The sequence below is a fragment of the Lacrimispora sp. 38-1 genome (assembly GCF_049890855.1).
Classification (GTDB): domain Bacteria; phylum Bacillota; class Clostridia; order Lachnospirales; family Lachnospiraceae; genus Lacrimispora.
In genome coordinates this window covers 283,876-310,003 of the sequence record NZ_JBANEW010000043.1, presented here as the reverse complement: position 1 = coordinate 310,003, position 26,128 = coordinate 283,876, and the positions used below count along the sequence as shown (strand labels likewise).

At 40.2% G+C, this 26,128-nt stretch carries 24 protein-coding genes; 4 read left to right on the top strand and 20 right to left on the bottom strand.

Features of this window, described 5'->3' with window-relative positions; all coding sequences use genetic code 11:
* Window positions 1-34: 34 nt before the first annotated feature.
* The 5 genes from V7D18_RS09765 to V7D18_RS09745 are packed head-to-tail and all read right to left on the bottom strand — an operon-like array spanning window position 35 to window position 4,660.
* Window positions 35-1,030, bottom strand: a complete 996-nt coding sequence (locus V7D18_RS09765; RefSeq protein WP_426153833.1) for a Gfo/Idh/MocA family protein — start codon at window positions 1,028-1,030, stop codon at window positions 35-37.
* A 32-nt stretch (window positions 1,031-1,062) separates the two neighbouring features.
* The gene (locus V7D18_RS09760; RefSeq protein WP_426153831.1) at window positions 1,063-1,605 is read right to left on the bottom strand and encodes a beta-class carbonic anhydrase; all 543 of its coding nucleotides are present in this window, start codon (window positions 1,603-1,605) and stop codon (window positions 1,063-1,065) included.
* A 24-nt stretch (window positions 1,606-1,629) separates the two neighbouring features.
* Complete coding sequence (locus tag V7D18_RS09755) at window positions 1,630-3,000, bottom strand: PQQ-dependent sugar dehydrogenase (RefSeq protein WP_426153829.1); 1,371 nt, start codon at window positions 2,998-3,000, stop codon at window positions 1,630-1,632.
* 48 nt (window positions 3,001-3,048) lie between these two features.
* Window positions 3,049-4,023, bottom strand: coding sequence for a peptide-methionine (R)-S-oxide reductase MsrB (msrB, locus tag V7D18_RS09750; protein WP_426153828.1), 975 nt, complete (start codon window positions 4,021-4,023; stop codon window positions 3,049-3,051).
* Window positions 4,024-4,027: 4 nt separating this feature from the next.
* Window positions 4,028-4,660: an NUDIX hydrolase gene (locus V7D18_RS09745; RefSeq protein ID WP_426153826.1), complete on the bottom strand. Its 633-nt coding sequence runs from the start codon at window positions 4,658-4,660 to the stop codon at window positions 4,028-4,030.
* 136 nt (window positions 4,661-4,796) lie between these two features.
* On the opposite strand from V7D18_RS09745, the gene V7D18_RS09740 reads away from it, so the two are divergent.
* Window positions 4,797-5,690 (top strand): DUF2935 domain-containing protein, encoded by an 894-nt coding sequence (locus tag V7D18_RS09740; RefSeq protein WP_426153824.1) that lies wholly within the window; start codon window positions 4,797-4,799, stop codon window positions 5,688-5,690.
* A gap of 60 nt (window positions 5,691-5,750) precedes the next feature.
* Here the strand turns inward: V7D18_RS09740 and V7D18_RS09735 are convergent, their stop codons facing one another.
* From V7D18_RS09735 to V7D18_RS09720, 4 genes are all read right to left on the bottom strand, one after another.
* Window positions 5,751-7,478 (bottom strand): GMC family oxidoreductase N-terminal domain-containing protein, encoded by a 1,728-nt coding sequence (locus V7D18_RS09735; protein ID WP_426153822.1) that lies wholly within the window; start codon window positions 7,476-7,478, stop codon window positions 5,751-5,753.
* A 26-nt stretch (window positions 7,479-7,504) separates the two neighbouring features.
* Entirely contained in the window at window positions 7,505-8,128 is a 624-nt protein-coding gene (locus tag V7D18_RS09730; protein ID WP_426153820.1) for a hypothetical protein, read from the bottom strand.
* 254 nt (window positions 8,129-8,382) lie between these two features.
* Window positions 8,383-9,339: a hypothetical protein gene (locus tag V7D18_RS09725; protein ID WP_426153818.1), complete on the bottom strand. Its 957-nt coding sequence runs from the start codon at window positions 9,337-9,339 to the stop codon at window positions 8,383-8,385.
* A gap of 98 nt (window positions 9,340-9,437) precedes the next feature.
* Window positions 9,438-10,079 carry a hypothetical protein gene (locus V7D18_RS09720; protein ID WP_426153816.1) on the bottom strand — a complete coding sequence of 214 codons (642 nt, stop codon included), beginning with the start codon at window positions 10,077-10,079 and terminating at the stop codon, window positions 9,438-9,440.
* Between the two features lie 170 nt (window positions 10,080-10,249).
* On the opposite strand from V7D18_RS09720, the gene V7D18_RS09715 reads away from it, so the two are divergent.
* Entirely contained in the window at window positions 10,250-11,158 is a 909-nt protein-coding gene (locus V7D18_RS09715; RefSeq protein ID WP_426153814.1) for a LysR family transcriptional regulator, read from the top strand.
* 36 nt (window positions 11,159-11,194) lie between these two features.
* Here V7D18_RS09715 and V7D18_RS09710 read toward each other — a convergent pair whose 3' ends face one another.
* The 5 genes from V7D18_RS09710 to V7D18_RS09690 all read right to left on the bottom strand — a co-directional run bounded on the left by V7D18_RS09710 (window position 11,195) and on the right by V7D18_RS09690 (window position 16,229).
* Window positions 11,195-12,379 (bottom strand): hypothetical protein, encoded by a 1,185-nt coding sequence (locus V7D18_RS09710; RefSeq protein WP_426153812.1) that lies wholly within the window; start codon window positions 12,377-12,379, stop codon window positions 11,195-11,197.
* 41 nt (window positions 12,380-12,420) lie between these two features.
* Window positions 12,421-13,242, bottom strand: coding sequence for a sugar nucleotide-binding protein (locus V7D18_RS09705; protein WP_426153810.1), 822 nt, complete (start codon window positions 13,240-13,242; stop codon window positions 12,421-12,423).
* Window positions 13,239-13,844 carry a GNAT family N-acetyltransferase gene (locus V7D18_RS09700; RefSeq protein WP_426153808.1) on the bottom strand — a complete coding sequence of 202 codons (606 nt, stop codon included), beginning with the start codon at window positions 13,842-13,844 and terminating at the stop codon, window positions 13,239-13,241. Before V7D18_RS09700 ends, V7D18_RS09705 begins: the two co-directional genes overlap by 4 nt.
* Window positions 13,834-15,888 (bottom strand): glycosyl hydrolase 115 family protein, encoded by a 2,055-nt coding sequence (locus V7D18_RS09695; RefSeq protein WP_426153806.1) that lies wholly within the window; start codon window positions 15,886-15,888, stop codon window positions 13,834-13,836. Before V7D18_RS09695 ends, V7D18_RS09700 begins: the two co-directional genes overlap by 11 nt.
* A 140-nt stretch (window positions 15,889-16,028) precedes the next feature.
* Window positions 16,029-16,229: a hypothetical protein gene (locus V7D18_RS09690; protein WP_426153804.1), complete on the bottom strand. Its 201-nt coding sequence runs from the start codon at window positions 16,227-16,229 to the stop codon at window positions 16,029-16,031.
* A gap of 186 nt (window positions 16,230-16,415) precedes the next feature.
* On the opposite strand from V7D18_RS09690, the gene V7D18_RS09685 reads away from it, so the two are divergent.
* Window positions 16,416-16,994 carry a TetR/AcrR family transcriptional regulator gene (locus V7D18_RS09685; RefSeq protein WP_426153802.1) on the top strand — a complete coding sequence of 193 codons (579 nt, stop codon included), beginning with the start codon at window positions 16,416-16,418 and terminating at the stop codon, window positions 16,992-16,994.
* A gap of 86 nt (window positions 16,995-17,080) precedes the next feature.
* On the top strand, window positions 17,081-18,421 hold the full coding sequence (locus V7D18_RS09680; protein WP_426153798.1) for an SCP2 sterol-binding domain-containing protein: 1,341 nt from the start codon (window positions 17,081-17,083) through the stop codon (window positions 18,419-18,421).
* A 223-nt stretch (window positions 18,422-18,644) separates the two neighbouring features.
* Here V7D18_RS09680 and V7D18_RS09675 read toward each other — a convergent pair whose 3' ends face one another.
* The 6 genes from V7D18_RS09675 to V7D18_RS09650 form a co-directional block, all read right to left on the bottom strand.
* On the bottom strand, window positions 18,645-20,129 hold the full coding sequence (locus tag V7D18_RS09675) for a glycoside hydrolase family 32 protein (protein WP_426153796.1): 1,485 nt from the start codon (window positions 20,127-20,129) through the stop codon (window positions 18,645-18,647).
* A gap of 23 nt (window positions 20,130-20,152) precedes the next feature.
* Complete coding sequence (locus tag V7D18_RS09670) at window positions 20,153-21,001, bottom strand: carbohydrate ABC transporter permease (protein ID WP_426153794.1); 849 nt, start codon at window positions 20,999-21,001, stop codon at window positions 20,153-20,155.
* 9 nt (window positions 21,002-21,010) lie between these two features.
* A complete protein-coding gene (locus V7D18_RS09665) occupies window positions 21,011-21,907 on the bottom strand; it encodes a carbohydrate ABC transporter permease (protein WP_426153793.1) in 897 nt (298 codons plus the stop codon).
* Between the two features lie 27 nt (window positions 21,908-21,934).
* The gene (locus V7D18_RS09660) at window positions 21,935-23,233 is read right to left on the bottom strand and encodes an ABC transporter substrate-binding protein (protein ID WP_426153791.1); all 1,299 of its coding nucleotides are present in this window, start codon (window positions 23,231-23,233) and stop codon (window positions 21,935-21,937) included.
* A 108-nt stretch (window positions 23,234-23,341) separates the two neighbouring features.
* Entirely contained in the window at window positions 23,342-24,343 is a 1,002-nt protein-coding gene (locus V7D18_RS09655) for a LacI family DNA-binding transcriptional regulator (protein WP_426153789.1), read from the bottom strand.
* 426 nt (window positions 24,344-24,769) lie between these two features.
* Window positions 24,770-26,125 carry a NosD domain-containing protein gene (locus V7D18_RS09650; protein WP_426153788.1) on the bottom strand — a complete coding sequence of 452 codons (1,356 nt, stop codon included), beginning with the start codon at window positions 26,123-26,125 and terminating at the stop codon, window positions 24,770-24,772.
* Window positions 26,126-26,128 lie beyond the last annotated feature (3 nt).

The window sequence follows — 26,128 nt, the reverse complement described above, 5'->3', positions numbered from 1 at the left end:
AACCCCGGCAGGACGCGTATTTTATTGAACCAGATCATTGCACTTCTTCCACCTCTGGGGGAAACACAATCCCCGCCATTCTCCTTGCTTCTGTCTGAATTCTGCATACACACAGACTGTGATCCAGGTAGCTATAGCAGGTATCCAGATCTCCGGAAAGAATCATTTTTTCAAACTCCAGAAACTCACTGATCATTCGATGACTGTACGAATGATCCACTACGGTCTCTTCCGATCCGTCATTTAAAATCATACGGACTCCCTTACAGATATTCGCCGGACTGTTCTGTATCAGATATCCCTTGTCCCCCTGAATAATACAGGAATTTGGAGCACTGCAGTCCTTTGCTCCGGTCAGACTGCAAAGAAAGCTTCCGTAATCCAGCAACAGCACTCCGGATGTATCAATTCCTTTTTCTATATTTGCAAAATAATGAACCGATTCAGGCATTCCAAAAAGTCCCGCAGTATAATGGACATTATAGATATTAATATCCATGAGTGCACCTCCGGCGCACGCAGGATCAAAGGCCGGAAGTACCTCCCCGTTCTTAAACCGGTCATACCGTCTGGAATACTGGGAATAGCTGCACTGGACAAGCCTGATGCTGCCGAGAGCCGGAAGCATCTCCTTTACACTCCTGTAATCGGGCTGGTAAAGGGTGGTCACTGCCTCAAACAGAAATAAATGATTCTTCCTGGCTGTCCGGCTTAAAACCAAAGCCTGCTCTATGGACGGAGTAAATGGTTTTTCCACAATCACATTTTTTCCTGCCATCAGTGCCCGGTATGCATAGGAAAAATGAAGATGATTGGGCAGGCCGAGATATACCGTATCAGCTTCACTTCTTAGAAACTCCTCATAATCTGTAAAAATCTGCCCGATTAAATATTCCTTCGCAAGCGCCCTGGCTTCGGCCTCACTCCTTTTTGTGCAGCAGAGAGACAAAATCATGGTATGCTTCAGATGGTGGGAAATGGAAAGAAACTCCTTTGCGATAATTCCCGAACCAACGATTCCAAGCTTCATAAAACCTTCTCCTCTTCCTGTATAAAAACGGTTTAAACTACTTTACTTAACTCACCTGTGACAGAATCAATCACCAGTCCATAGACCCGGATTTCTTCCGGAACCAGTGGATGGTTTCGGATCAGTTCAACTGATTTTTTAATGGACTGGTCTAAATCCTTAAAACCACCCAGCCAGGAATCAAAATCGATTCCATAGTACTTGATTAAATCGATGTCCTTCTGTCTGATTCCCCGTTCCTTCATCATCTCAATCATTTTGCCGCTGTCCGTATATCTGGCCCCGCAGTCCGTGTGGCCAATCACTAAAATTTCCCTGACATCCAGTTCATAGATCCCGATTAAAAGACTTCTCATAACACTGCCGAACGGATGGGAAATGACCCCTCCTGCATTTTTTATAATTTTTGCATCGCCGTTTTTAAATCCAAGTGCGGCGGGAAGCAGCTCTGTCAGTCTTGTGTCCATACAGGATACGATTGCAGTTTTCTTTTCCGGATATTTATTTGTAATAAATTTTTCATAGCCTTTGTTCTTAACAAATTCTTTGTTATATTCCAGTATCTCTTCCAGCATATTCTCAATCTCCTTATTTGTATATTAATCATTGGTGCGAAATACTCTCCAGACCACTCCTGTTCCTGGAATAAAAATATTAGGATCTCTATCAACATTTAAACCCATGTCAACGATATACAGGGATTCATTGGGTCCAAATACCAGATGGCTTGGTCTCTCAAGTCCGCCTCCCTTTGAAATGGAGGCAGGGAATCCGCTTTTGTTGATGGCAAAAGTGCTGATGGTTCTTGCCCTCATATCTATCTTTGATATCCGGTGTCCCGAACCGGCATAGGACAGCCCGTCTCCCATCTTAGCCGTTATCGTGCTGCCGTATTCCGCCATGTAAACGTCTCCGTAAGGGCCAAACCTCTGATTGTAATTAAAATCAAAGCTCATCAGAGTGGAATTGGGCGGGAAACTGACATAGGGTCTCGGGGGGATGCTGGGCGGATTTTTAAAAATCAACGTAGGCTGATAACCCCCGGTTGGTGTAAATCTTGGAGAATTGACCGGTTCCCCTGCTGAATAATCCGGCCAGCCATACCATAGATCCGGAGTTATGTAATAGAAATCATCCGTCGCATTTTCAATGGGCCTGCTGCCTACCGGATTAAACCCGTTATTGATAGCATATAGCTGACCACTGTTATTAAACTTTAAAAAAAGGGGATTGCGAAATCCCCAGGCAACCTGCTCTAAATTGGAGCCGTCAAGGTTTGCCCTTATGATACTGCCGGAGGCTTTGACATGTCTTTTTCTAATTTCAAACTCAATATTAGGAATTCCATAAGGAGAAAAGGCACCAGTAAATGCAAGATCATCTGTCAATGCTTCTGTGAGAATATTATCCGTTGCAAAATTCTGACCGCTCAGCATAACATAATCTCCCGTATAATCGCATAGCAATGGAGATACCGGCACCCATTCGTTGTCATTGCCCACAACGCCGCTGTTGGTAACAGTCCCCTGTCCAAAATAGATCTTATAATCAGGTGAAAATGCAACCGGACCATTGTAATGATCGCCGTTGCTTGGCAGTCCCATAATTATATTCTGTCTTGTACCATCCTTAAATATACAGGTGACAAAACCTCTGTGTGACACATAAAGAACGCCATTTAAATAATTGATTCCCGAAATGGGGATCACAAAATTCTCGGCTATTAATTCCATCTCGCCGTTCACCAGTTTCAGCACCTGTGGATTACCGGTTGACAGACCGGAATCAGCGATATAAAGACTTCCTTCCTCATCAAAAACGATGCCTGCCGGTGAATTTAGATTTTCTAAAAAAACTTCTATCCCATACCCTTTAACAATATAAATATCAGCAGGGTTTAAATATCTTTGGGGGGCAGGATCTACGTCATTACAGGAATGAATCTTACTGCCGTTGTTCTCACCAAACATTCACTTCACCTGGTTTTTTTACTATTATATTCATCATACCAGAAAATATCAATCCTGTTTGGAGGCATCTGCATTCAGTAATGCCAGATAGGCTTCGTAACCTTCCGTTTTCATCTCCTCTTTGGGAATAAATCTCAAAGCTGCACTGTTAATGCAATAACGCAGTCCACCCATCTCCTCAGGACCGTCTGTAAAAACATGGCCAAGATGAGCATCTCCCAGGCTGCTTCGCACTTCCGTGCGCAGTCTGCCAAAACTCTTATCTTCCAGCTCCCGGATTAAATCGGCAGTCAGCGGTCTGGAAAAGCTTGGCCAGCCGCATCCGGACTCAAATTTATCGCAGGATAAGAAAAGCGGCTCTCCGGTTGTCACATCAACATAGATTCCCTCCCTGAATTCGTCATAGTACGCATTCTGAAAAGGAGGCTCTGTTGCGCTGTTCTGGGTTACCTCAAACTGGGTTTCCGTCAGATTTCTGCGCAGCTCATCTTTAGATTTAGGCGGAAATTTTTTACTTTTATCCACTGCAAGCTTTGCCTTTTCGAATTTGTCCCCGGATATGTGGCAGTAGCCCTCCGGATTCTTATCCAGATGCTTCTGATGGTATTCTTCCGCTTTGTAATAATTAAGAAGAGGCACACGTTCAATTGCAATCTTTTCTTTGTATTTCTTTTGAAGCTCTTCCACTGACTTTTCAATGACCGGCTTATCCCCATCATCGGTATAATAAATACCGGTTCTGTACTGTGTACCGGTATCACCGCCCTGTCGGTTTACGCTGACCGGGTTGATGACATCATAATAAAGCTCCAGAATATAAGGAAGTCCCACCAAGGAATCCTCATATTCCACTTTGACGGTTTCCGCATGTCCGGTATTATTATGGCATACCTCTTCGTAGGAAGGATTCTTGGTTGTTCCATTGGCATACCCCACTTCTGTACTTAAAATTCCCGGAATATTTTCCAGATATTTCTCTGTTCCCCAAAAGCAGCCGCCTGCCAGATATATCTCTTTTTTCATATTATCACCTTTCTCTATTCATAGAATCAAACAGATTATACTGCTCCATCAGTTCCAGACAGGACTTTAATATCTGTGCCGTCATTCCCCAGATGACCCATGACTCATACCGGTAAAACAATATATCCCTGGTTCCTTTCGTCCACGTATATTGATTGCCTCCCGGAATCCATTCATAGGGAAAATCTTCAGGGGGTTCTGTAACCAGCATACTTTTAAATGTTTCCGGTTTTATGCTTCTTAAATAATCAAGAGGCACTTCGATGATTTCCTCTACTTCGTCGGTGCTGAATGTGTCTTTATAGTCTTTCAGCTCTCCGATAAACGAATGGATGATGAGATGAAAGGGAGAAATGTAGATATCTCCCGGTCCAAGCACCTCAATCTGCCGGGAAGTCACGTTTAACTCCTCCATGGTTTCCCTGACAGCGCATTTTTTAAGTGTTTCACCAGGCTCCAGCTTACCTCCCGGGAAACAGATCTCACCAGAATGATGCTTTAATTTGCTGGAACGTTTTTCAAACAACAGATACTTAGCCCCGTTAATCGTAAGAACCGGTATGAAAACCGCATACTTCCTGTATTTTTCTTCCTCAATCATACCGGGCTTTCTGCGGGAAAATGTCTGCCTGTCCAAAACGGCCACCTCCTTTATGCTATGAGAATTATAGCATCTTTTTCTATTTCTCACAATATGATGAAGCTATCCGGACGAATAGTTCTTAACCGGCAGGCATAGAATGCAGTAATTCAATAATCATGGAGCAACCCCTATGACCTCAAAAGAATCTTATATACAATGCTCACTCCAGTATCATCTCTTCTGGATCCGGATCTTAAAGGAGCATGCCATATTTATTGAGGCTACTATGCCCCCGCCCGGAAAAGAATATGCAGATCAGGCAGATACTTACAAACAGCAATACGACCAGCTGTTGGAAGCAGCCATTAAACTGTCGGACGGTGTCATCCCTTTAAGTGTTCTTGAATCCGGGCAGTTTTATACCCAGTATACGGAAGAGGCGGAACGGCTGGCACAGCTTAACACCGGTATCACAATCAATTCCCAGCTGACCCGCATGACCTATGACATTAAGCCCTTCACCGGAGACTATACGGCCACCAACAAAAATGAACAGGATGTTTTCATGCTGAACCAGAATCTTTTAAACCTGACCACGTCCTTTGTCCAGTTTCAGGCGGATCTCTTAAACAGACGTGTATCCTGCGGCCTCTTCACCATGATGTACACAGCCGATATCTTACATATTCTCCTGGAAGCCAAACGATATCTTGAAATCCTGAAACGGCTTCAGAACAGAGACGAAACTCTCCTGTGTGATTATAAATCGTTCTGGACCCAGAATATGGCCGATCATGCAAAGGTTATGCGCGGACAGCTGGACCCAACGGAAACAGCATATTTCAACACAGCCAACCAGTTATCAGATACTTTTGATTTACTGGGGCGGGCCGAAATGCGGCCGGAAACCTTCCCTTCTGACCGGGAAATTCTATCCGATGCCATTGCAATCAGTGATTTTAAGTCCGACACCACAAACGGGCTGATTACCTGTAAAATTCAGGCGATCATGCTTTCTCTTTATACCGATCACCTTTTAAGAGAAGCAAATCATTTTATCTATCTGATGTATACAGGAAACTGACTTAAATGATATAAAAATGCGTCTTGGTTTCAAGGCGCATTTTTATATTCACTGCCAGTTTTAATCCATTTTAGTCGATGGGAAATATTTTTCTGCAATCTTTTCTGCAGTCCTTACAGCAAGAGCCTGGGTGGTAAGGGTGGGATTGGGGCCGCCCAGTCCGTTGCATAAGACACTGTTATCTGCGATAAACAGGCGTTTTACCTGATATGCTTCACAATTGGAATCTGTTACAAATCCAATCCTCATGGTACTCATAATGTGGATACCGACATCCGGCGGCCAATTGGCCCTGCTGACTGTCTTTGCCCCAGCTTTTTTTAAAAGCTCAGCGGCAAGTCCTACCAGCTGGTCTCTTCTCTCTCTGTCAGCCTCACTCATTTCATAACTGATAATGGGAATATAGCCATTTTCGTCCATGCGCTCCGGGTCCAGCGTCACTCCGTTTTTCTGGTTCACATCGTCATCTGGAAATACCAAAATGCTGAGCGTTCTGTTATAATCGCGCATAAACTCTTTTAAAAGATCTCCTGCAATAATGCCCTCTCTGTCCCATGGCTCCTCTTCGTTTGTCTGATTCTGAAAATAGTACCCCTTCTGGCTCGTTCCGTATATCAAGGAAGCATAGATACCGGGACTTGTTCCAAAGGGTTCAAACACTCCCAGTCCGGGGTAATCCAGTCTGGCTGCGGAATTCTGTCCTTTGTAAGGCTTTACGTCGGACATTCCGAGGATGTTCATCAGATCCTTTTCTTCAAAAATACCAGAGACGCAGTCAAATATATGAGTGGTCATCCCTCTTCCCACCCATTCATTCTCAGGGAGACGGGAATTCAGCCAAAGTCTGGGGGATTCAATGGCGCCTGCAGATAAAACGATCACTTTTGCCTTTAATTCACTGACTTCGCCGGTCCAGGTATTCCTGACGGATACGCTGGCTGCATACAGCCCCTCCTCCTGATTTTCGCCGGTATGTATGGCTGTGACAAATGAGTTGGGCATAATATCCACATTTCCCGTTGCCAGGGCATATGGAATATAGCTGACCAGAGTAGAACGCTTGGAAACACTTCCCACATTTGGACCGATGCAGCAGCCATTGACACAATGCCCCCGAAGAGTGCAGCCGACTGCCTGATTATTTTCCAGATCAAAATCCGGATTATTTAACATGGGATTGATACCCAGAATGCCGTTTTGCTGAAGACGGTATCCTGGTTTGGTTATATTTATTTCACGGGTATACTCAAACCCCAGCTTTCTGGCTCCGTAGAAAAACAAATTCTCTTTGGATGTTGCTGTAGCTTCGCGCACGGGAAGGGTCTGCTCCACTTCTTCATAATAGGGAATTAATTCTTCGTATCTAAAGGGCCAGTCACGTTCAAATGCTGCGGGAAAAGCACGGGGACAGTTGGCAAAATACAATTGCGTGGTACCCCCCACTCCTGCGCTCTGCCAGACAAAGCCTCCCTTTTCATTGATTCTCTGCCACGGACTTAAATTTCTGTCTGCCGGACCCCATCTGAATTTTCCTGTTATGGCATCATTCATGTCGTCCTCTAAATCTGTAAAGGTACTTTTAAGCAGCTGTATATCCAGATCATCGTTGCTTGAGCTTCCCGCTGCACCTGCATTTGTATTCGGATTCGGCCATTTCCGGTTCCCGTACCATGGACCTGCCTCTAAAACCAGCACTTTTAATCCCTTTTCTCCCAGCTCTTTCGCTGCAACCGCGCCTCCTCCGCCTGCACCAATCACAATTACATCTGCATCATAGCCGTTATCCATACGCACCTCCAATCAAATTCCCAGCCTCACTGTTTCTGTGCAAAATCAAAGGCTCCTGCAACCCGGTATCCCATAGAAGGTCCCGGATACCCCACCTGCTTCCAGCCAATCGGCACATATTCCAGTATACGCTTATCCGGAGGCATAAACCTTGTGGAACCGTAGCCGGACCACTCGGAATAATATCCCATCATAGTGAGCCGGTTGAGTGCCGGCAGTACAGGTGCTATATCTCCCTGCTTCATAGTGAGGCCTGCAGGAATATAGATGATGCCTTCAGGGCTGGTGATCCGGTCAATGATTTTCAGCCGGTCTTCCTGAGATAACTTAGTAAAATAAAGTCCGCCCGAACCTTTTTCTAAATCCGGATCCCCTCCCTTTTCCATAAGGTACTGTTTTGCTGCCAGATTTAATATTTCTGCCGCTGCTATTGCAAACGGTGTGGGGTAGCTGTCAAGAGACATAATTAAATACTCTGCCGTATAGGACTCCAATGCTCCATAAAACTGAATCTTTCCATACTGCTCTGCCAGATCCGGTGAATGGGGTACCATGGCATCGGCATAAGCCTTAAATGTATTAACTACATAATCGTAGACTGCATTTTCATCCCATAATCCACCCTTTCGATAATCTTTGTTCTCTTCCAATGATCTACCTGCTTCCTGTTAAAAATGCATGTTCATAAAATACTATGAAAATCAATGGAAAAGTATCACATTTACTTCCAGCCTTTTGACCACAAAAAAACGGCCTATGCCGGTTTTCATTGTCTGCTTACAGCTATTTCTTCTGCATTACAGCTTCAGCCATAAAGCGGGACGAACGCTGTTGGCCCAGTTGGACCAGTTATTGAAAAAACTTCTTTATTCTCTGGAAAACCAGTAAGACCGGCAATGTCAGCTTATGAATTTTGCCGGTCATATTTCTGATGAATCCGAATGCAGTCATTGAGCAGTTCAAGAAGTATATAAAGCTGGGACAGTTTCTTTCTCCCTTCGGAGAAGCCCTTTGTATCGTCTGCTGTCCTTAATGTTTTTTTGTTTTCTGCACTTAACCTGTAAATCGCAGATCTTACCCTGTCAGCAGCAAGCAGGGATACCTCTTTAAATACACCGAAGATCTGAATGGCTGTTTTTTGAACAGCCTCCATATAGGTATTGACCTCTTTTTCACTGGCAGACAGTGTTTTTTTTCTTGTAAGCAGCGCTTTGCCTTTTTCAGATAGTTGAGCAGAAAGCTTAAAATCGGCTGCTTCATCCATTTTTTTCAGCTCTTCCACATTTCTTTGGAAATGTCCAATATCTTCTTCCAGCTTAAGTTTCTTATCTTTTATATTCCTTATCTCAGGCATCATGGTCAGGAACGTCTGCTCTAAATTAAATATGCTTTTTTGCAGAATCCCTAACTGAAGGACAAGCTGCGATTCCAGCTGCAGCCTGTTCTTTTCTTCAAGTAGTTGTGAAATGGCATGATGCATTCTGGGGATCTCTTCCACTGCTTTGGATTGGATAAATGTTTCTGTGTCTGTCACCTCGTCCTGATATGGATATTGTCTGGTCAACTCACTTAGAATTTCATTCCATAATGCAAGATTTGACTGAACTCTTTTGGCTTTTTCTGAAGTAACGACAAATGATTCCACATCAGCCTTTAAATAATCGATTTCTATTCTCACTGAGACAGCCAGCTCTGCAATATCCTTCAACTTAAGATTGTCTTTGTCTGCCAGACTTATAAGCTCTTGTGCATATGGAGGCATCTCACCGGCAGGGACATATTCCTCCACAATTTTTTCCAATGCAAAGTGAAGCGGTTTTTTCAATCTGCCTTTTTCAAGCAGCATATTCAGAAATCCCATTTAATCACCCCTCAGGATTTATGCACACAGTGGCATCATACCTTACTTTATGCATCCGGAGTGTTTTTGTTGCAGATTATACATTAGTATTTAGCCATTCAGTATTCACTGGGGGTTAACCAAATGTAGATGGTGCTTTGGTTATTACCAGATTCATATGCCGCCACTTTACCATTTTTATAAGTCACCTGACTTCCGCTGTGTACAAATCCATAAAGCGTTTCATCTGCACCTCCATCTAATAAATCACCGGTGAGCTGCCATAATGAATTACCCATCTCATCTCCACAAAAGAATGTAAAAGTTGTCAATATAGCGTCCATATATTTACTTTCATCTGTTTCTGAATCATAATTAAATTTCCATGTGGAGGTATCAATTCCAACTTTATTATCTTTCAAAATCAATGTCCAGTCAGCTCTTCCAGCTGTTTCATAGTCTTCTTCCCCAGTGACTTTGAGTCTTCTTCCATATTTCGTTTCTAACATTTTATTTAAAATATCAACATTCTCTTCTAATGTTTTTGTTTTGGCATAAGATGACTCTTTGACATTGGTTGTTTCATTTTCAGTTGTTTTTTCCAAATTATTGATTACTAATATTTGGGTATCATCTGTATTATCTTTCATATCTGTATTTGACACCTCCGCATTATTAAGCATATTATTGCATGCGAGTGTATTAAAAAACATCACCGCTAATATCATTGCTGCCAAACTCTTTTTCAAATATTTTATCATTTCGTCTCCTTCGATATCACCTGCAATCGACTGGTTTTGTCCCAGTAAATTCCCATCTGACTGCAATGTATCTTGTTTTTTTATTCTTTTATGATAAAATATTTCTATTCCATTGAAAATATAAAATTATAATGGTTTAAGTTCATTAAAAATGAACATTAGGAGAATACATGGAATTAAAACAGCTTCAAACAATTAAAAATATACTGACTGAGGGAAGTTACTTAAAAGCAGCTGAAAAGATGGGATATGTGCCCTCTACTGTTACACTTCATATACAGCAGCTGGAAGAAGAGCTGGGAATTAAATTATTTGAAAAAGAAGGCCGAAGAATGGTTCTATCAAAAGAAGGCGATTTTTTCTGGACCAACGCCAAATCACTTCTTGAACATGCAGATTCATTTAGACAGATCATGAATAACTTTGTTACCGGTCAAATGGGGCATATCCGATTAGGAACAATTAGTACGATTGGAAGATCGTTGTTAATTCCTAAAGTAATAGCTTTTTGTAGAAAATATTCCGGCATTAAGCTCACATTTGAACTTAACAGTTCGGAAATCATTACACAAAAAATAGTCGATAACCAGCTGGATATTGCAATAGGATTTGCTCCTCCAGCTAATCTTAACCTTTTGTTTGAACCCATCTGTCTGGAGCCGATGGATTTGTTACTGCCCGTTGGACATCCACTTGCCGAAAAGGAAGAGATCACCCTTAAGGATTTAAGCGATGTAAATTTACTCCTTACTGAATCTTACTGTTCTTATCGAAATGAAGTTGATAAACATTTCAGTGCTTTTGGAATACCGCTTAAATCCATGATACAAATTAACGATGGAAAAACCATTATTCAGTTCGTCCAGGCCGGCCTTGGCTGTTCTATCTTACCTGTTGCCGCTATAGATCCTGCCCCCGATCTGACAATAAGACGAAAACTGTCAAATATAGAATTTGGCTTAATGATTGGTATTATTCGCAGAAAGGAGCAGCTGGAAAAGGCCTCTGAAAGGTTATATAATGAGCTTCTTTATGATTTAAAAAAACAGGGAACATCAAAGAACCCGGACACTTTATAGATTTGGTGAAGTGTCAAATGCCCACAGTTCGATATTTTATGACTTAAGCAATAAAATTTTCTCAGTTTGCAGACTTCCATCCGCACTTTTCCGTTCCATTAATGCATTTAGATGACGAAAAAATTCTCTTGCATCCTGAAAATCATCGTGACACATACGAAGCATTACACGTCCGTGACATGTTAAGCGTTTTTGGTCATTAAACTCATAGCGCGTTTTAGCAAGGCAGTGCGAACCGTAACATCCGACACAATCGTTTAAAGCATAAAAGATACGATTTGCAAATTGTATATCTGTTTTTGCTATTTCTGAAAGCACTTCCTCCATATAATCAGCTTTGCGGTGCCACGTTTCCGGTTTTCCACTGCTTACAATATACCAACTGAAATTGTGGGAAAGCTGATCTTCAGATACGTGTAATGCATATGAAATACCGAAATCTGAAGCAACGTATGTAATTTTCCCACCTCTTTTATCAAGCGTACGTTTGAATTTCAATGGTTTTAAAGTTTTTAAAAAATCATCCATTTTCAGTAATTCATTTTTATATTCCTGCGGTAAATCCGATATAATGGTCTCAAAAGCAGGTTTTGAGCTTTCGGCTATCACCTCCTGAAGAGGTATTTCTTTTAAAACATCGCGAATAACAGGAACTTTGTCGTCAAACTCCGTTACAGTTATTGTTTTTATGCTGAGCGTGGATCGTTTGGACAGAGTTAATCCAATCCCAAAGCCTTCCAGATTTAACTTCTTTAAATTCTTTATTTTCATATATGGTAATTTACATGAATAAAAACGTTCTTTACCACCAATAAGTATTTGCATTTCATTAAAATTCCATATTACAGAAATATCGACGAACTCACCAAACGGCAGCCTGTTATCAAATAGACAATTATCCTGATTTGACTTACCGGTGGGTTTAGCGATATCTTCGATTTTATGGTTATCGGAGGCTGCAAAGGCTATATGTCCGTCTCCGACAAGTAATATAAGTGCTGGAAAGTCAAGCTTGATGGTCATATCTAAGCGAAATGGTATATGGTATTTATCAGGTAATCTTAGAACATGTCTTTTATAACTGTCACCGACCAGATTAAATGCTACAGAAGTAATTGAATTTGTTGTCCATACATTGACTGTTTCTCCGGTAAATTTTGTTTCAACTTTGCCATGCGCAATTAATGTAGTCAAATCTATATTGCTTACCTTTTTTTCCATATCTCTCTCTTTTCTTTTCAAGGACTTTAATTAGTAACCACCTAAATCTGCACATATCTCAAATATTCCAGCACGTCAGTTATATTCATATGCAATTTCTCCGGTATTTCCTTTCTGCCCGGCAGCACTGCCTGAAAACACTTCCTGGAACTCACTTCTTTCTGGAAAACAGGTTCTTTTAATTCCAGAATTCTGGAAAGCTCTGATTGAAAACGCATATAATTACAGGTATCCTTTGTTCCAATGTGAAATATTCCACTGAGATTTTCTTTGATAATATACGCAATCCATTCTGCAATTTGAACATCTGTTGTATAATTCATATGCAAATTGGGATAGGTGATTATTGGCGTATTATTTTCTGTATCCTCAGCCAACTTTAATATCCTGGGACAATTTTTCCCGAAAATCTGGGGTATGCGGATAATAACACATCTTTCTTTTAATTTATCCTGAAGAATATGTTCACATACAATTTTAAATTTTCCATAATCCGATTGCGAATTCGTTTTATCTGACTCATAATGTGGTTCTTCCATTGCTGCATCAAATGCATTGGATGACGACATGAAAATTATTTTACCTGTTTTATTTATTAATAAATAATCAGCAATAATGCAATGTACCTCCATCTGTAATCGGAAATCTCCTCTTATACTGGAAATGATAATTTGCGGCTGTATCTGATCCAATACTCTTTTTATGGAATCAAAATTGTCAAGCTGTATCTGAAACATTTTATTTGCAGCCAGACAGCTGCTTTTCTGTGTGTGATAGGTTCCATATACATCATGGTCCTCCATAAGCCTTTTGGCAATTGTCTGACCGGCATAACCGCTTGCTCCTAAAATAAGTATTCTCATTGAGTAGCTCCTTTGGTTAACTGCTTCCTCATAATAATCCCCTGTTCCGCCTCAAGCAGCACATGGAATCCGGCTTTTTTATACATTTCAAAATGGCCGCCATAATCTGATGACTGATAACTTGATTCTTTGTACGGATATGCCTCCACAAAGTCAAATCCATCGTAAGCTGCATCCTTACACACACGTTCCAGCAGGCGGGTGGCAATGCCCTGTCTTTTCATCTCCGGGGCAATTACGAAACAAAATATGGATTTTACCTTTATGGCGGAATTGGATTCCTCCAGTGGTACGTAAGACATGAATCTCTGCCAGCTGACGCATTTCAGACAGTCTGATTTCGTATTGGCGTTACACCAGCCAACGATTTTATCATCACTATAAGCGAGATAACCCTGAATGTTATTACCCTTCACATATTGATAAGCATATTTTCTTCTGTTTTCTGCGATTGAAAAATCTTTGCCTGCATAGTCATCATTACACCAACACGAACAATAGCACTTATTATCACCCACATTATCGTCGTGAGGTGTAATATCAAAAAAATGTATATAATCTTCTGCAAGGGCTGGTGTCAGCCTGCGTATTTCAATAGCCATTCAATTCCTGCCTTTCTTTCATTGCAGCATACAATTCTTCATCTGTCATATGGTTTTCTTCATTTAATAAAAGAAGAATTTTTCTGTCCTTCTCCGGATAAATAACCAGCCGCTGCCACTGATAAAAATAAGGTCCGTCTCCCACATTTCTCACATATCCCATGAGCTGCCTTAAAAGATAAGCCGTCTCTTTAATATCGGTCTGGCAGTCATTATCATAAAATCCCTCCCATTTATCGTGGCAACAGCTCTTCATTGCTTCATCTGCAGACGCAAACCAATCGGCTGCCTGTCCCAGCTCATAAAAGGCCTTCAGATAATTTTCTTCTGAAAAAGCATCATAAGCATCAGTAAAGTGGATGACACCGGACAGGCACCATGTGTGGATCTTTACCTGAAGCAACATAGAATCCGCCCACAACTGCCCTGCATTTCCGCCTATTCTGATACAAGACTCCAGAAGTTCTTTAAAACCCGGGTATGCTTTTTTGCATTTCTCCTGATACCATTTCATCTGAGCAGAAAAATGTTTTGCTGGTATACACCAGTCTAACTCCTTACAGGGCTTTGTACCTCCGTCTTTCATGAAACCATGCATCAGGACTCTGGTAACATAGTTGTAAAACTGTTCACCGGCATGTTCATCTTCCAATATTCCATAAGGGAGCATGGAATGAAAATACTCCTGAAAGCAATCCTTCATTTCTTTTAACAACGGTTTTCCGGTGTCATTCAAGCTATTTTCAGTCAGATAATAAGCGGTCAGATATTTGTCCAGATGTTTGTCCGAAGAGTCCATGTTTCCATTCCAGAGAGAGGAAATAAAGTCCAGAGGATATACATGAGGCTTAATATTGGAGCAGTTAATCAGCCACATGTTTTTTACTCCGCAGCAGTAAGCCTCTTTTAATTCCCTTTCGACAAATTCCATGGAATTTGGAATCATGGTAAGTACATTGGCAGCCTGCAGATCATAAAAAGAAACGTGATAATAAAGACCGTGACTCTGATCCTTTAACTTCTCACCGGGAAGTGCCGGCACTCTTGGATTGTGATTTCCCTGTCTTCTGGATACCATCTTCCCATATCCATTATCTGCCCAGATCATGATCACATCAGCCGGCAGGGTTAAAAATCCCTGCTGATATAATTCCATGGTTTCTCCATACAGGTTGGTGCAGAAAACCGGTTCTTCCACACATTCCTTCACAAGCCGGATCTGTTCCTGTATAATGCTGCTAATTAAATCCCCTCTTTTTTGGGGAGTATCGTAGAAAGGATCCTGTTCCCAGAATGGAGTATCTCCCTGTCCCCGAAATCCCAGATTCCAGATAATCCGTTCCTTTTTCTGCCTTTCAATCCCCTCTTTCCAGAGATGACGGAACAGATCCGGATGCTCTTTAAAAGAGGGATTTTTATCTGGATAGGCTCGCAGGAACATTTCTGCACCCAGAGGTTCTGCATGATGGTGGGTGATCCAAAGCCCCATATCTGATGCTAAAGACGCATATCGTTTCGAATTCGAATCCGTACCGGGGATTACAACATTGCCTCCACAGCGAAGGAGTGCTTCAAATGCCATTTCCCAGGGATATTCTTTATTCTTGCCTCCAGCCCAGTGGCTGATCAGAACTTCATCATTGATAAACCAGCCTCGGAAATCCACGCATTTGGAGGTAGAACAATACTCGGAAACCGGAATGACAACTTCCTGTCTTTTTACAAATTTCTGGTCATTCCAAAACCAGAACGGCTGTATTCCCAGATAACACTCGCTGATGTAGAATAGAGCATAAACAAAACCCAAATCATCGGCAGCCTCAATTACAATTTCATGGCAGCTTTTCACCCGTATGAAATATTTTTCAGCCTCAAGCGGATTCTTTTCCAAAACTATTTTTCCTGATAAAATTTCCGCACCTTTCTGAAGGGGCGTAAAAATCATATTCAAATCCCGGTAAAAACGTTCTATCCCACGCTTCACAGGTTCACTATCATAGTTTGAGTGTATCGTTGTTCCCTGATTCAATATAAATCCAGCCATCACAATACAGTTCCTTTCCGGCATTTGCCTGTTATACCTTAATTATATACGCAATTATAAAATAAGGAAATGTAATTATCCTATATTTGTGATGAAAAAAAACGACTTTTTGGATATTATGATGTCTTCCACCACCATTTTTAAATCAGTTTCAAAGGCAGAACTATATGGTCTTTCGTAATCACGTGTACCATTGCTTGATATACCAGTACCAACTGAGATATATCCTTTTTCAAGGTTTCTTCTAGCATGCCAAGACGCATACCACTCGTACCACCCATCAATGCACCATCAGCCTCAAAGGTATCTTGCAAATTATTAGCAAGATCATTTTCAACCAATTTATCGCGTTATTGAGTTGGAAATGAACGGTAATAAACAGGTGCTACATATTACTTGCCGGGCATTGAGGTAATAAATTATTTCATAGTCTCCAATATCGGAATTATCTCTTGAAGCAAGAATAAAATAATTCTTTACTTATCGTTCTCAAAATGTTACTATTACTATTAGAAGGAGGTCAAATAATGGGACGAAGTAAAGAATTTGAGGAACGTGTAGTTCTACAGAAAGCTATGGAACTGTTTTGGGAACAAGGCTATGAAAAGACATCTTTGAATGACTTAGTAAAGCATATGGCAATCCATCGCAGAAGTTTATATGATACCTTCGGTGATAAACATACATTATTTTTAAAAGCGATAGATTGCTTCGGAGACCTTATAAAAACCAGATTAGAATCTGAAATTTTATACACAGAAACGGCAAAACAAGCTATACAATGCATCTTTGACTTTATGATTGACGAAAACGGGGATAGACCATTGGGCTGCCTATTTATAAACTCAGCAACTGAGATGGCTCCCAGAGATAAAGAAATAGAAGAAAAGGTGCTGGAAGCATTTAAGCAAACAGAGCGTCTTCTTGCAGATCTAATTCGCAAAGGACAGCAAACAGGCGAATTCCGATGTGAATATGATGCTGAAGTTTTGGCTGAAAACTTACATAATACTTTAATTGGGATTCGGGTACTTGCAAGAACCTCAGCTAACAAAGAAAAGTTACGTCATATAACGGATTTTTCCTTAGCAATATTAAACAAATGAATTTTTTTGTTTAAATTAGAATGAACGTTCTCAAATATGTGCTTATTATTAAAACCATTACTTGGCAAACAAAAAAGGAGAACCACATGAAGGATACAAATATCCACCCCTCAATAAAACGCTATAATGAAAGAAAGGCATTAGCTGTACCTCATACGAGTATCTCAAGGCTCAGCGCCATGGAGTTGCGCGAAATGTGCCTTGAATTAGGCGTTGATGATGTGGGTTTTGTCGAAATTTCACATCCATTATTAGCTGATCAAAAAACGGACATTCTGAATGTATTTCCATGGACTAAGGTATTAATCAGTTTTGTCGGACGGCTAGGCAGGGAAAGTCTGAGAAGTCCCGCACGTTCTGTTGCCAGTCATGAACTGCATCAGGTGGAAGAACGGCTCAACCATGCTGCCCACGCATTGGTAGCAGCGCTCGAACGTAAAGGAGTTCGTGCAGCAAACCCAGCAGCTAGTTTTCCCATGGAAACGGACGAATGGCCCGGCAAGATGCAGGTCGTATCGCACAAACCCATAGCCGAAGCGGCGGGTCTCGGAAAGATGGGTCTCCACCGCAATGTTATTCATCCAGTATTCGGGAGCTTTATTCTGCTAAATACCGTGCTTATTGATACCGAGGTGGACGAGTACGGTAGTCCTCTGGATTATAACCCCTGTCTGAATTGTAAACTCTGTGCAGCTGCCTGTCCAACAGGTGCTATCGGTCCGGATGGTGTCTTCAATTCTATCAACTGCCTCACCCATACCTATCGTGAGCTTCTAGGTGGATTCTCGGACTGGGTTGATAATATCGCCCAAAGCAAAAATTCCGTTGAATACCGATCCAGGGTAGGCGATACTGAAACCGTTTCAAGATGGCAGAGCCTGGCGTTCGGACCGTGCTACAAATCGGTTTATTGTATCGCTGTCTGTCCGGCGGGCGACGATGTGATTCATGAATATCTTGATGACAAAAAGAAATTTATTGAGACTGTGGTCAAACCGCTGCAACAAAAGACAGAGACTGTCTATGTCCTCCCGGGATCGGACGCAGAAAACCATGTCCTGAGCAAGTTTCCGAATAAAAAGATTAAGCTCGTGGGTAATGGCGTCAGACCGCCGTCCATAGCCGCCTTTGTTTCATCCATGCCGATTGCCTTCCAGCGTCACAAGTCCGAAGGACTGTGTGCAACCTATCATTTTACATTCACAGGAAATGAGCAGATCAAGGCAACCGTAATTATAAAAGACAAAACGCTTCAAGTAGAACAAGGACATGTGGGTGTCCCTGACGTGCAAATCAGTGCAGATTCAGAAACCTGGTTGCGCGTACTTCACAAAGAAACCCCCATAGTGAAGGAAATAATCTTCAGAAGGATACGCGTCAAAGGACCATTGAAGTTATTTACGGCATTTGGCGATTGCTTTGCCTAGGTATGATAGAAATGATATCTGTTGTCTCCTTGCTTTTTTGAAATAAGCATGGAGGATTATGCAGAAAAAATCAATGGAATGATAAAACTATGCCGATATTTTTCTGAGGATCCGCACAAATACGGAATATCCCCAAAATATCGGCATGTTTTTTTTATCAACCACTTCTATAAAAATGCATTTATAAGATAATATAAAATATTACATATTCCACCCTATATAATTAAACAGGTACACATTCTGAAACACTGATTTTATGTTTCACTATGTTCGCTACCAATTCACCATTCACATCAAAAAGAATGTCCTGTGCCTCAAGCGGTGTATAAAACACATTGCTCATCACCTGTCTTCCTCCATTTATAAATATTTCAGCAGAATATTTGTCTAATAAAATTCGGATGGTAATACTTTCAGACCTCTCCGGAATTCTCATGGTTCTGATACAGGAAACATCTCTATTAAGCCCTGAATAAGTTCTGTCAAAAGTAAATGTTCCATCTTTTGGTATGTAACTGCACTTTGTTGTGTAAATATCATTATGTGCGAGCTGCATCTCAAACTTTTGGTATTGACCCTCTATAATTTCAATCTGAATATCCAATGCTCTTCCAGAAATTCCTTCTAATTGTGTTGTACCAGATAACACATGATTGTGAAATTCGACGCTGTCACTGTAATATTTTTCAATCTCCTTTACCGGTTTTTGTATCAATTCCGTTCCTTGTAATTCTAATTCTCTTGGAAAGGTCATCATACCATTCCACTTCAAATGACCTGGATTGATGTTCACATCCCATGACTGCATCCATGCAATCATAATACGTCTTCCATCCTGGCTTTCCATTGTCTGCGGCGCATAGAAATCCAGCCCATAATCAATACTTCTTATATATTCCTGTGTAAATTCACAAGTCTTATAATCAAATACACCACTCATATAAATTACATTATTTCCATTGTGAAATTCCATTCCCCTGGCCATCATTTCCTGAGGTGATGTTATCAGTATGTACTTGTCCTGCAGGACAAAGAAATCAGGACATTCCCACATCTTTCCATATTGATTATTACTCCTTGCAAGAATCTTTATAAACTTCCACTCTCTTAAATCCTTTGATTTATACAAGACAATCTGTCCGCTTTCATCTTCACTTCTGCTTGCCACCACCAGATAAAATATATCCTCATGCTTCCAGATTTTCGGGTCTCTGAAGTCTTGTCCATAAACGCCCTCCGGTAATGAATTTGCTGTAATAATAGGGTTACAATTCCACTTTTTATATTCTTTTCCATCACCTGACGCAATACACTGTACCTGCTGCACTCTTTTCTTGCCTGTCTCGTCTTTTTCTTCTATAACTCCAGTGTACACCAAAATATGTTCACCTTTATATTCCAATGCACTTCCCGAAAAACACCCTGCTGAATCAAAGATTTCATCCGGTGCTAATGCGATTGGCATTCTTTCCCATTTTACAAAATCTGTAGTCTTAAAATGCCCCCAATGCATCGGCCCCCATTCTGTGGTATAAGGATGATATTGATAAAAAAGATGGCACTCTTTATTAAAAACTGAAAACCCATTAGGGTCATTCATCCAGCCTACCGGGACCGCTGCATGAAATTCCGGTCTCAGAGTTTCATCAACTTCCTTAATTTTTTCTTGCTCATAAGCTCTGGCTTCTATTAATTTTTTACTGTTCATAAATTACCTTTTTTTCTGTCAAATTAGTTTTTCGCTCCTGTAGATGCAATTCCCTGTACATAATATTTCTGCATACATAGAAATATTATCAAAACCGGAATAGTTATAAATGTAAGTCCTGCCATAACATTTCCATAATTAACAGGCTTAATGGCAAATAAGCTGTTAAGTGACATTTGGACTGTATATTTCCTGGTGTCCGTAATAACCATAACCGGCCAAATAAAATCATTCCAATACTGTATAAATGTTAAAATAGCTACTGTTCCGTATACTGGTTTTGCAAGCGGCACAACTAATTGGAAGAATATACGTATTCTGCTGGCTCCGTCAATTTGGGCCGCCTCTTCAATCGTTTCCGGTAACCCAAGAAAATTCTGCCGAAATAAAAAAATATATAATGGATTCGCTAATGCTGGTACAATCAGACCCATATAGGAATTCGTCCAGCCCAATCTGTATATAATAGAAAACTGAGGCAGCATAATCGTTTGCACTGGTATAATCATAAGTGTTAATATAATATTAAAAATAAGATCTCTCTTCGCAAATTTTATTCTTGCAAATGCATAGCCTGCCATAGAATTAATCGTCATTCCCAAAACAATAATAATTGTTATATAAAAAAATGAATTAAGTGCTGCTCTAATGAGGGGTATTTTCCCTAATACTTCCTGATAATTGAAAAAAGGATTTTCATGAAATGATGTAATAGTAAATGCACTTAGTCCATTAATATCTTTAAAAATTTGTGCATCATTTTTAAACGAAGACATAACCATCCATATTAAAGGGAACACAAAGAATAGTGCCAGTACTGTCATAAATAAAACAAATATCACTTTTTTGATAGTAATGCTATTTTTCTTCATGATGCCCTCCTAGTCTTCATTACTTTTAGCTGTTAAACTACGTTGTATCATAATAATAAGCAATACCAGCACAGTGAATACAACTGCCATTGCGGAACCATAACCTACATTTCTAAATTTATATCCAGTTTGATAAATTTGATAAACAATCGTTGATGTTGAATTTTGCGGTCCGCCTTGTGTAAGCATCATTGGTTGAACTATTAATTGGAATGCACTGATAACAATCGATAATGTAATAAATACAGTAATGTTCTTAAGACCCGGCAGCGTAATATTTTTAAATTGCTGGTACTTATTGGCTCCATCTACCTTGGCTGCCTCGTACAAATAATCCGGAATATCCTGTAACCCCGCCAAAAATATCATCATCTGGAAACCACAGCCCTGCCAGGCTGACATTATGACAATACAGGCCATGGCCTGCTTCGTACTTGTCAAAAACGGCTGGGCACTGATTCCTAACATACCTAACATGGCATTCAGCAAACCATTATTGGGATTATAGATATACGACCAAAGGATAGACACAACTACCAGTGACAATACGGTCGGTGCGAAGAATGCTAATCTAAAAACAGATATACCTTTCATTTTTCTATTAATTAAAAGTGCTAATCCTAAAGCGGAGCAAACCTGTAACGGGACAACGGAAATTTCAAATACAAAAGTATTTATAATACTTTTTATAAAAACTTTGTCATGAAACAATTTAATAAAGTTTGCAACTCCAACAAATGTTTTTTTATCCGGTTTCAGGATATTATAATCCATAAAACTATAGGATAATGATAAAACAAATGGGATAATTAAGAATACAAATAAAAGAATGAGGGCAGGTGCCACAAAGATAATCCCTGTGGCACTCTCCTTATTTATTCTTCTTTTTGCTATCCGGTTATTCATAAATCAGCCCTCCATTCTGTCTGAAGCTTATTTCCCGACTTGAAAATTATACTGTTCTACTGCATCATCTAATGCTTGCTGGACATCCATCCCACTTGCCACATTTGCAACTGCCTTTGCGAATTTATCAGAAAGAATAGGATAGTTAACCACGATCGGTCTTGCAATTGCCGTATTTGCCATCTGATAACTAAATACATCTAATGGTGCTTCCTGGTATGCAGTGATTTTTGAAAAAGATGATTGTCTTGCCGGTGGCATTGAAATTGCTTCATACATTTTTACACAGCTTTCTGTATCAGTGAGCCATTTAATAACTTCTACTGCAGCTGCCCGTTTGTCTTCAGGACAATCCTTTGAAACTCCATAGGTCCAGGAACCGCATGGTGATGCACTTACTGCTCCTTCTGTTTTTATCGGATATGGCATAGTACCCCATTTAATTTCCGGAAAGTCTTTTAATGTAGCAATTTCCCAAGGGCCGGAAAATGTCATCGCTGATGAACCTTTTTCAAAAGTATAATCTTCCGGTGTCGCACTTACCAAACCGTCATCTACTAAATTTTTAATAAATGTTAACGCATCTGCTGTTGCCTGACCATTTAAATATCCGTCTACTGTTTCTTCTCCGTCGTCTGATACAATACTTCCATCCCCTGATTGAATTAATGGCAGATATGCATAGGTGAGCCATTCGCCTATATCACTTAAACCAAGATTTGCACCAAATACACTCTCTGTTTTTAATTTCTTACATGCCTCAGTGAATTCTTCCCATGTCCAGGGGTCTTGTGCTGTAGCCGGAGTAATACCTGCTGCTGCAAACATATCTGAGTTATAATAAATACATACTGAAGAATCAAAAGTTCCTAATGTATACAGCTCATTGTTATATGTACCCTGCTGTATAATATCTTTGTTGAAATCCGCCAGATCCGCTTCGTCAAAATATTCTCCAATTGGTACGATGACTCCTGCATCAGCATTTGCTGCCACCGTAGGACCATCAATCGTAAATACATCCGGCATACTGGAGTTGGTTATAGCTGCATTAATTTTATCATCATAACCACCTGCATCTCCAGTTCTTGCAATACCCGTTAACTGTACTTCAATTTCGCCTTTGTGCTGATCATTAAATTCTTTTACCAGTTCTTCATAAGCTTTTCCTTCCGGTGTTTCATTTGTATGATGTACCCACACCTGTATTACAGCTGCCCCTTTTTCATTTGTTGCCGCTTTTTTTTCTTTGGAACCACATCCTATGACTAATGTTCCTATCATACCCACCGCCAATACTGTTACCATTACTCTTTTAAACCTCATAATTCTTCTCCCTTTCCTTGTTGTGAATATTGTGTATATTATTGCATACGTATTCACGTTGTTTATAAATGAAGGTACTTTATAATAGTACCTTTATTTCTATTGTATTTATGATATCTTCTTTTTCGTCTTTATCGTACTTGCCCGGGTAATGAGACGGGTATCTAATTGATACCTTACACATTGCTCCTGATTTTCTTTTCGTATTAATTCAACAATACGTTCCACTGCTAATCTTCCTATCTCTTCAATTGGCTGTGCTACACTGGTAAGTGCCGGTGTGGCGATCTTACAAATAAATGTATTATCAAACCCTACTAATGCAACATCTTGCGGAATATCTATCTTAAGCTCCTTTAAAACCTCCAACACTTTTAATGCTCGCACATCATTATTTGCAAAAATACCAATTCCACCTGATTGTTCTTCTTCCTTTAGACGCCTAATCAAAATCTCCTTATAATCCGCACCCGGTTTGTCTAAAATTGTGAAATGATGTTTTTCAATATCAATGCCGCTTTTCCGTAACTCAAAAATAAATCCTTTTTCTTTTTCATCTTCTCCGCTACCTACAAAGATAAAACTATCAAAACCCATACCTAACAAATGATTTGCAACTTTTGCTCCTGCATCATAATGGGATATATAAACCGAATCAATAATTTTTAAATCCAACGTTACGGAGACCATAGGAATGTCAATATGTTTCAGTTCTTCTACATAAGATTCTTCATCTGACACCGGAACTAAAAGTACTCCATCAGCACGGTATCTTTTTAAAATATCCAAATATTTCTTTTCTCTTTCTCTATCATAGTCTGTATTAAACAACATTAAAGTATACCCTTTTGCAGCTGCTTCTGATTCAATTGCTTTTACAAGTTCGGCAAAAAACGGGTTACTGATGTCTGTCACTACCATTCCCAGAAGAAAAGTCTGATTTCCTACAAGGCTCTGTGCCATGATATTTGGTTGGTAGTTATGTTTTTTTGCACAATCTAATACTTTTTTCTTTACTTCCGTATTGACTGATGTATTGCCGTTTAACACTCTGGAAACGGTTGCCTGTGAAACTCCTGTGAGCTTTGCAATTTCTGTCATTGTAATCATATGGAATCTCCTTGTAGAATCCGTGAATACGTATTCATATTCTTGAATACAGAATATCACCTAAATAGTGATACGTCAACAGGCAATTATACTTTTGTATGTTTTTTACTGTTTTAGTCTTCCTTTTTTGTGCATTTTTCCTCTGTAATGGCAACCATTGCCATCTCCTTTAAATAATCCTGCGGAAAATGGAGAAGATCAACTTATTGAGAAAGAAAACCCGAGAATAAGAGCAAAGGTAACAATAGCACAAGAAGGCACAGGATATCTATCGCATTCTGCATCAGATTCATTTATCCTGTACCTTTTTAATTTGACTTAAATCATATAATTTAAAAATTTGTAATGTTAAGATTAATAAAAAACTTACTCCCACTGCTTACAGCCAGATTATCGCCTTAAACTGGTCATTCCCAGTGATCGCAACTATATTCCTGGAATTGGAGTCGCTCTGAATGCATTTACAGTCTTGTCCATAACGACCTGTACGTCACTTCCCGAATCAAGAATCGTATTTTGAAATGATTCTCTTTCTACCAGCACTGTTGTCACGGCAAGTGCCTCCAATTTATCCGCAGTAAGCAAAGCTCCTACTTGCGTAGTGAAACAAGAACCGGTTGCCGCGGCTTGCGCCTCCGATGCTTCGGTAGTGGCAACAATATGATTAGCAGAAATATAATTTCCCTTACCCGAAACAACATGTATTATTACAGGTGCTGCACCAGACGGCGTAATATACTGGGTATCTATTGTCTCCGAAATGTGATTAGCAATTACAGAATTATTATTACCGCTAATATACAGGAGTCCATACAAATCATCTAAACCATTGTTGTATGCCTGCATAGGAGGCCAGGGTTCATGGTCACGTAAAAAATGATTAGAAGAAACCAAATTCTCCGAGCAGTTTTCCTGGAATACAAGCATTCCCGGATAAAATGAATGAAATCTATTACTTGTAATAGTGGAACGAACCACTCCTGCAAAATGGACACTGCTTGCACCTCGCGGAAAAATATTGTTTGCCGTAATCAAAAGTCCGCCAAAGTTTTGAGCATAAATTGAATATCCTTTATAACCGGCTCCTATCAAGTTATCGGTTATTTTTGAAGCTTGTCCCGACCCCCGCAGTTCTATACAGCTGCCACATTCAGCTATGAAATTATCATGTATAGACAGCGCATCTGCATTATAAATAGTAATTCCATGCTCTAAATACACGATCCCCATGCCTGTAATCCGGAATGAGTCCCCCGCACTTGCGATATAAATACCCGTTTTCCCGTTAGTATAAGTATTTTCCGGATCTGATTTTCCTGAACCATCGTCCAAAAAATGTAAACCATCAATACAAAAGTCAGCAAACTCTACCGAACTTATTCGTGGATCCCCGCTACGCTTAACATAAAACGCTGCTCCTGCATATTCCTCAGCGTCAGGCTCAGGGGAAATATCCACAAGTATACGGCTTCCTCCCGGCCACACTTCGTGCCAATCTGCCCATTCACTCTCCGGAGTGTTAAAACGGATGCTTGAAGATGTAAAGCCATGTCCAGAACCCACAATTTTCAGATAGCTGATGTCTATAACTACCTGAGTGACAAGATGATAATCACCTGCCGGGATATAAATAACTGCGCCTGGTTTTCCTCCTTCATTAATATCAGAGTCCGTTTGTCTGCTTTTAATATCCGTAATGATGCTATTGATTACCTCCCCAATATCCTCATACGGGTTACCAAAATTCCACTCTGTTATGTCATAATAATTTCTACTGAACATTAA

Bases quoted from the DNA above. Each gene is read 5' to 3' on its own strand.
- V7D18_RS09720 (WP_426153816.1), bottom strand. From the start codon at position 10,079: ATGATAAAATATTTGAAAAAGAGTTTGGCAGCAATGATATTAGCGGTG.
- V7D18_RS09700 (WP_426153808.1), bottom strand. From the start codon at position 13,844: ATGGCTATTGAAATACGCAGGCTGACACCAGCCCTTGCAGAAGATTAT.
- V7D18_RS09760 (WP_426153831.1), bottom strand. From the start codon at position 1,605: ATGCTGGAAGAGATACTGGAATATAACAAAGAATTTGTTAAGAACAAA.
- V7D18_RS09715 (WP_426153814.1), top strand. From the start codon at position 10,250: ATGGAATTAAAACAGCTTCAAACAATTAAAAATATACTGACTGAGGGA.
- V7D18_RS09660 (WP_426153791.1), bottom strand. From the start codon at position 23,233: ATGAGGTTTAAAAGAGTAATGGTAACAGTATTGGCGGTGGGTATGATA.
- V7D18_RS09680 (WP_426153798.1), top strand. From the start codon at position 17,081: ATGAAGGATACAAATATCCACCCCTCAATAAAACGCTATAATGAAAGA.
- V7D18_RS09735 (WP_426153822.1), bottom strand. From the start codon at position 7,478: ATGGATAACGGCTATGATGCAGATGTAATTGTGATTGGTGCAGGCGGA.
- msrB (WP_426153828.1), bottom strand. From the start codon at position 4,023: ATGAAAAAAGAGATATATCTGGCAGGCGGCTGCTTTTGGGGAACAGAG.
- V7D18_RS09740 (WP_426153824.1), top strand. From the start codon at position 4,797: ATGACCTCAAAAGAATCTTATATACAATGCTCACTCCAGTATCATCTC.
- V7D18_RS09695 (WP_426153806.1), bottom strand. From the start codon at position 15,888: ATGGCTGGATTTATATTGAATCAGGGAACAACGATACACTCAAACTAT.
- V7D18_RS09665 (WP_426153793.1), bottom strand. From the start codon at position 21,907: ATGAATAACCGGATAGCAAAAAGAAGAATAAATAAGGAGAGTGCCACA.
- V7D18_RS09755 (WP_426153829.1), bottom strand. From the start codon at position 3,000: ATGTTTGGTGAGAACAACGGCAGTAAGATTCATTCCTGTAATGACGTA.
- V7D18_RS09725 (WP_426153818.1), bottom strand. From the start codon at position 9,339: ATGGGATTTCTGAATATGCTGCTTGAAAAAGGCAGATTGAAAAAACCG.
- V7D18_RS09685 (WP_426153802.1), top strand. From the start codon at position 16,416: ATGGGACGAAGTAAAGAATTTGAGGAACGTGTAGTTCTACAGAAAGCT.
- V7D18_RS09650 (WP_426153788.1), bottom strand. From the start codon at position 26,125: ATGTTCAGTAGAAATTATTATGACATAACAGAGTGGAATTTTGGTAAC.
- V7D18_RS09705 (WP_426153810.1), bottom strand. From the start codon at position 13,242: ATGAGAATACTTATTTTAGGAGCAAGCGGTTATGCCGGTCAGACAATT.
- V7D18_RS09675 (WP_426153796.1), bottom strand. From the start codon at position 20,129: ATGAACAGTAAAAAATTAATAGAAGCCAGAGCTTATGAGCAAGAAAAA.
- V7D18_RS09655 (WP_426153789.1), bottom strand. From the start codon at position 24,343: ATGATTACAATGACAGAAATTGCAAAGCTCACAGGAGTTTCACAGGCA.
- V7D18_RS09670 (WP_426153794.1), bottom strand. From the start codon at position 21,001: ATGAAGAAAAATAGCATTACTATCAAAAAAGTGATATTTGTTTTATTT.
- V7D18_RS09710 (WP_426153812.1), bottom strand. From the start codon at position 12,379: ATGGAAAAAAAGGTAAGCAATATAGATTTGACTACATTAATTGCGCAT.
- V7D18_RS09765 (WP_426153833.1), bottom strand. From the start codon at position 1,030: ATGAAGCTTGGAATCGTTGGTTCGGGAATTATCGCAAAGGAGTTTCTT.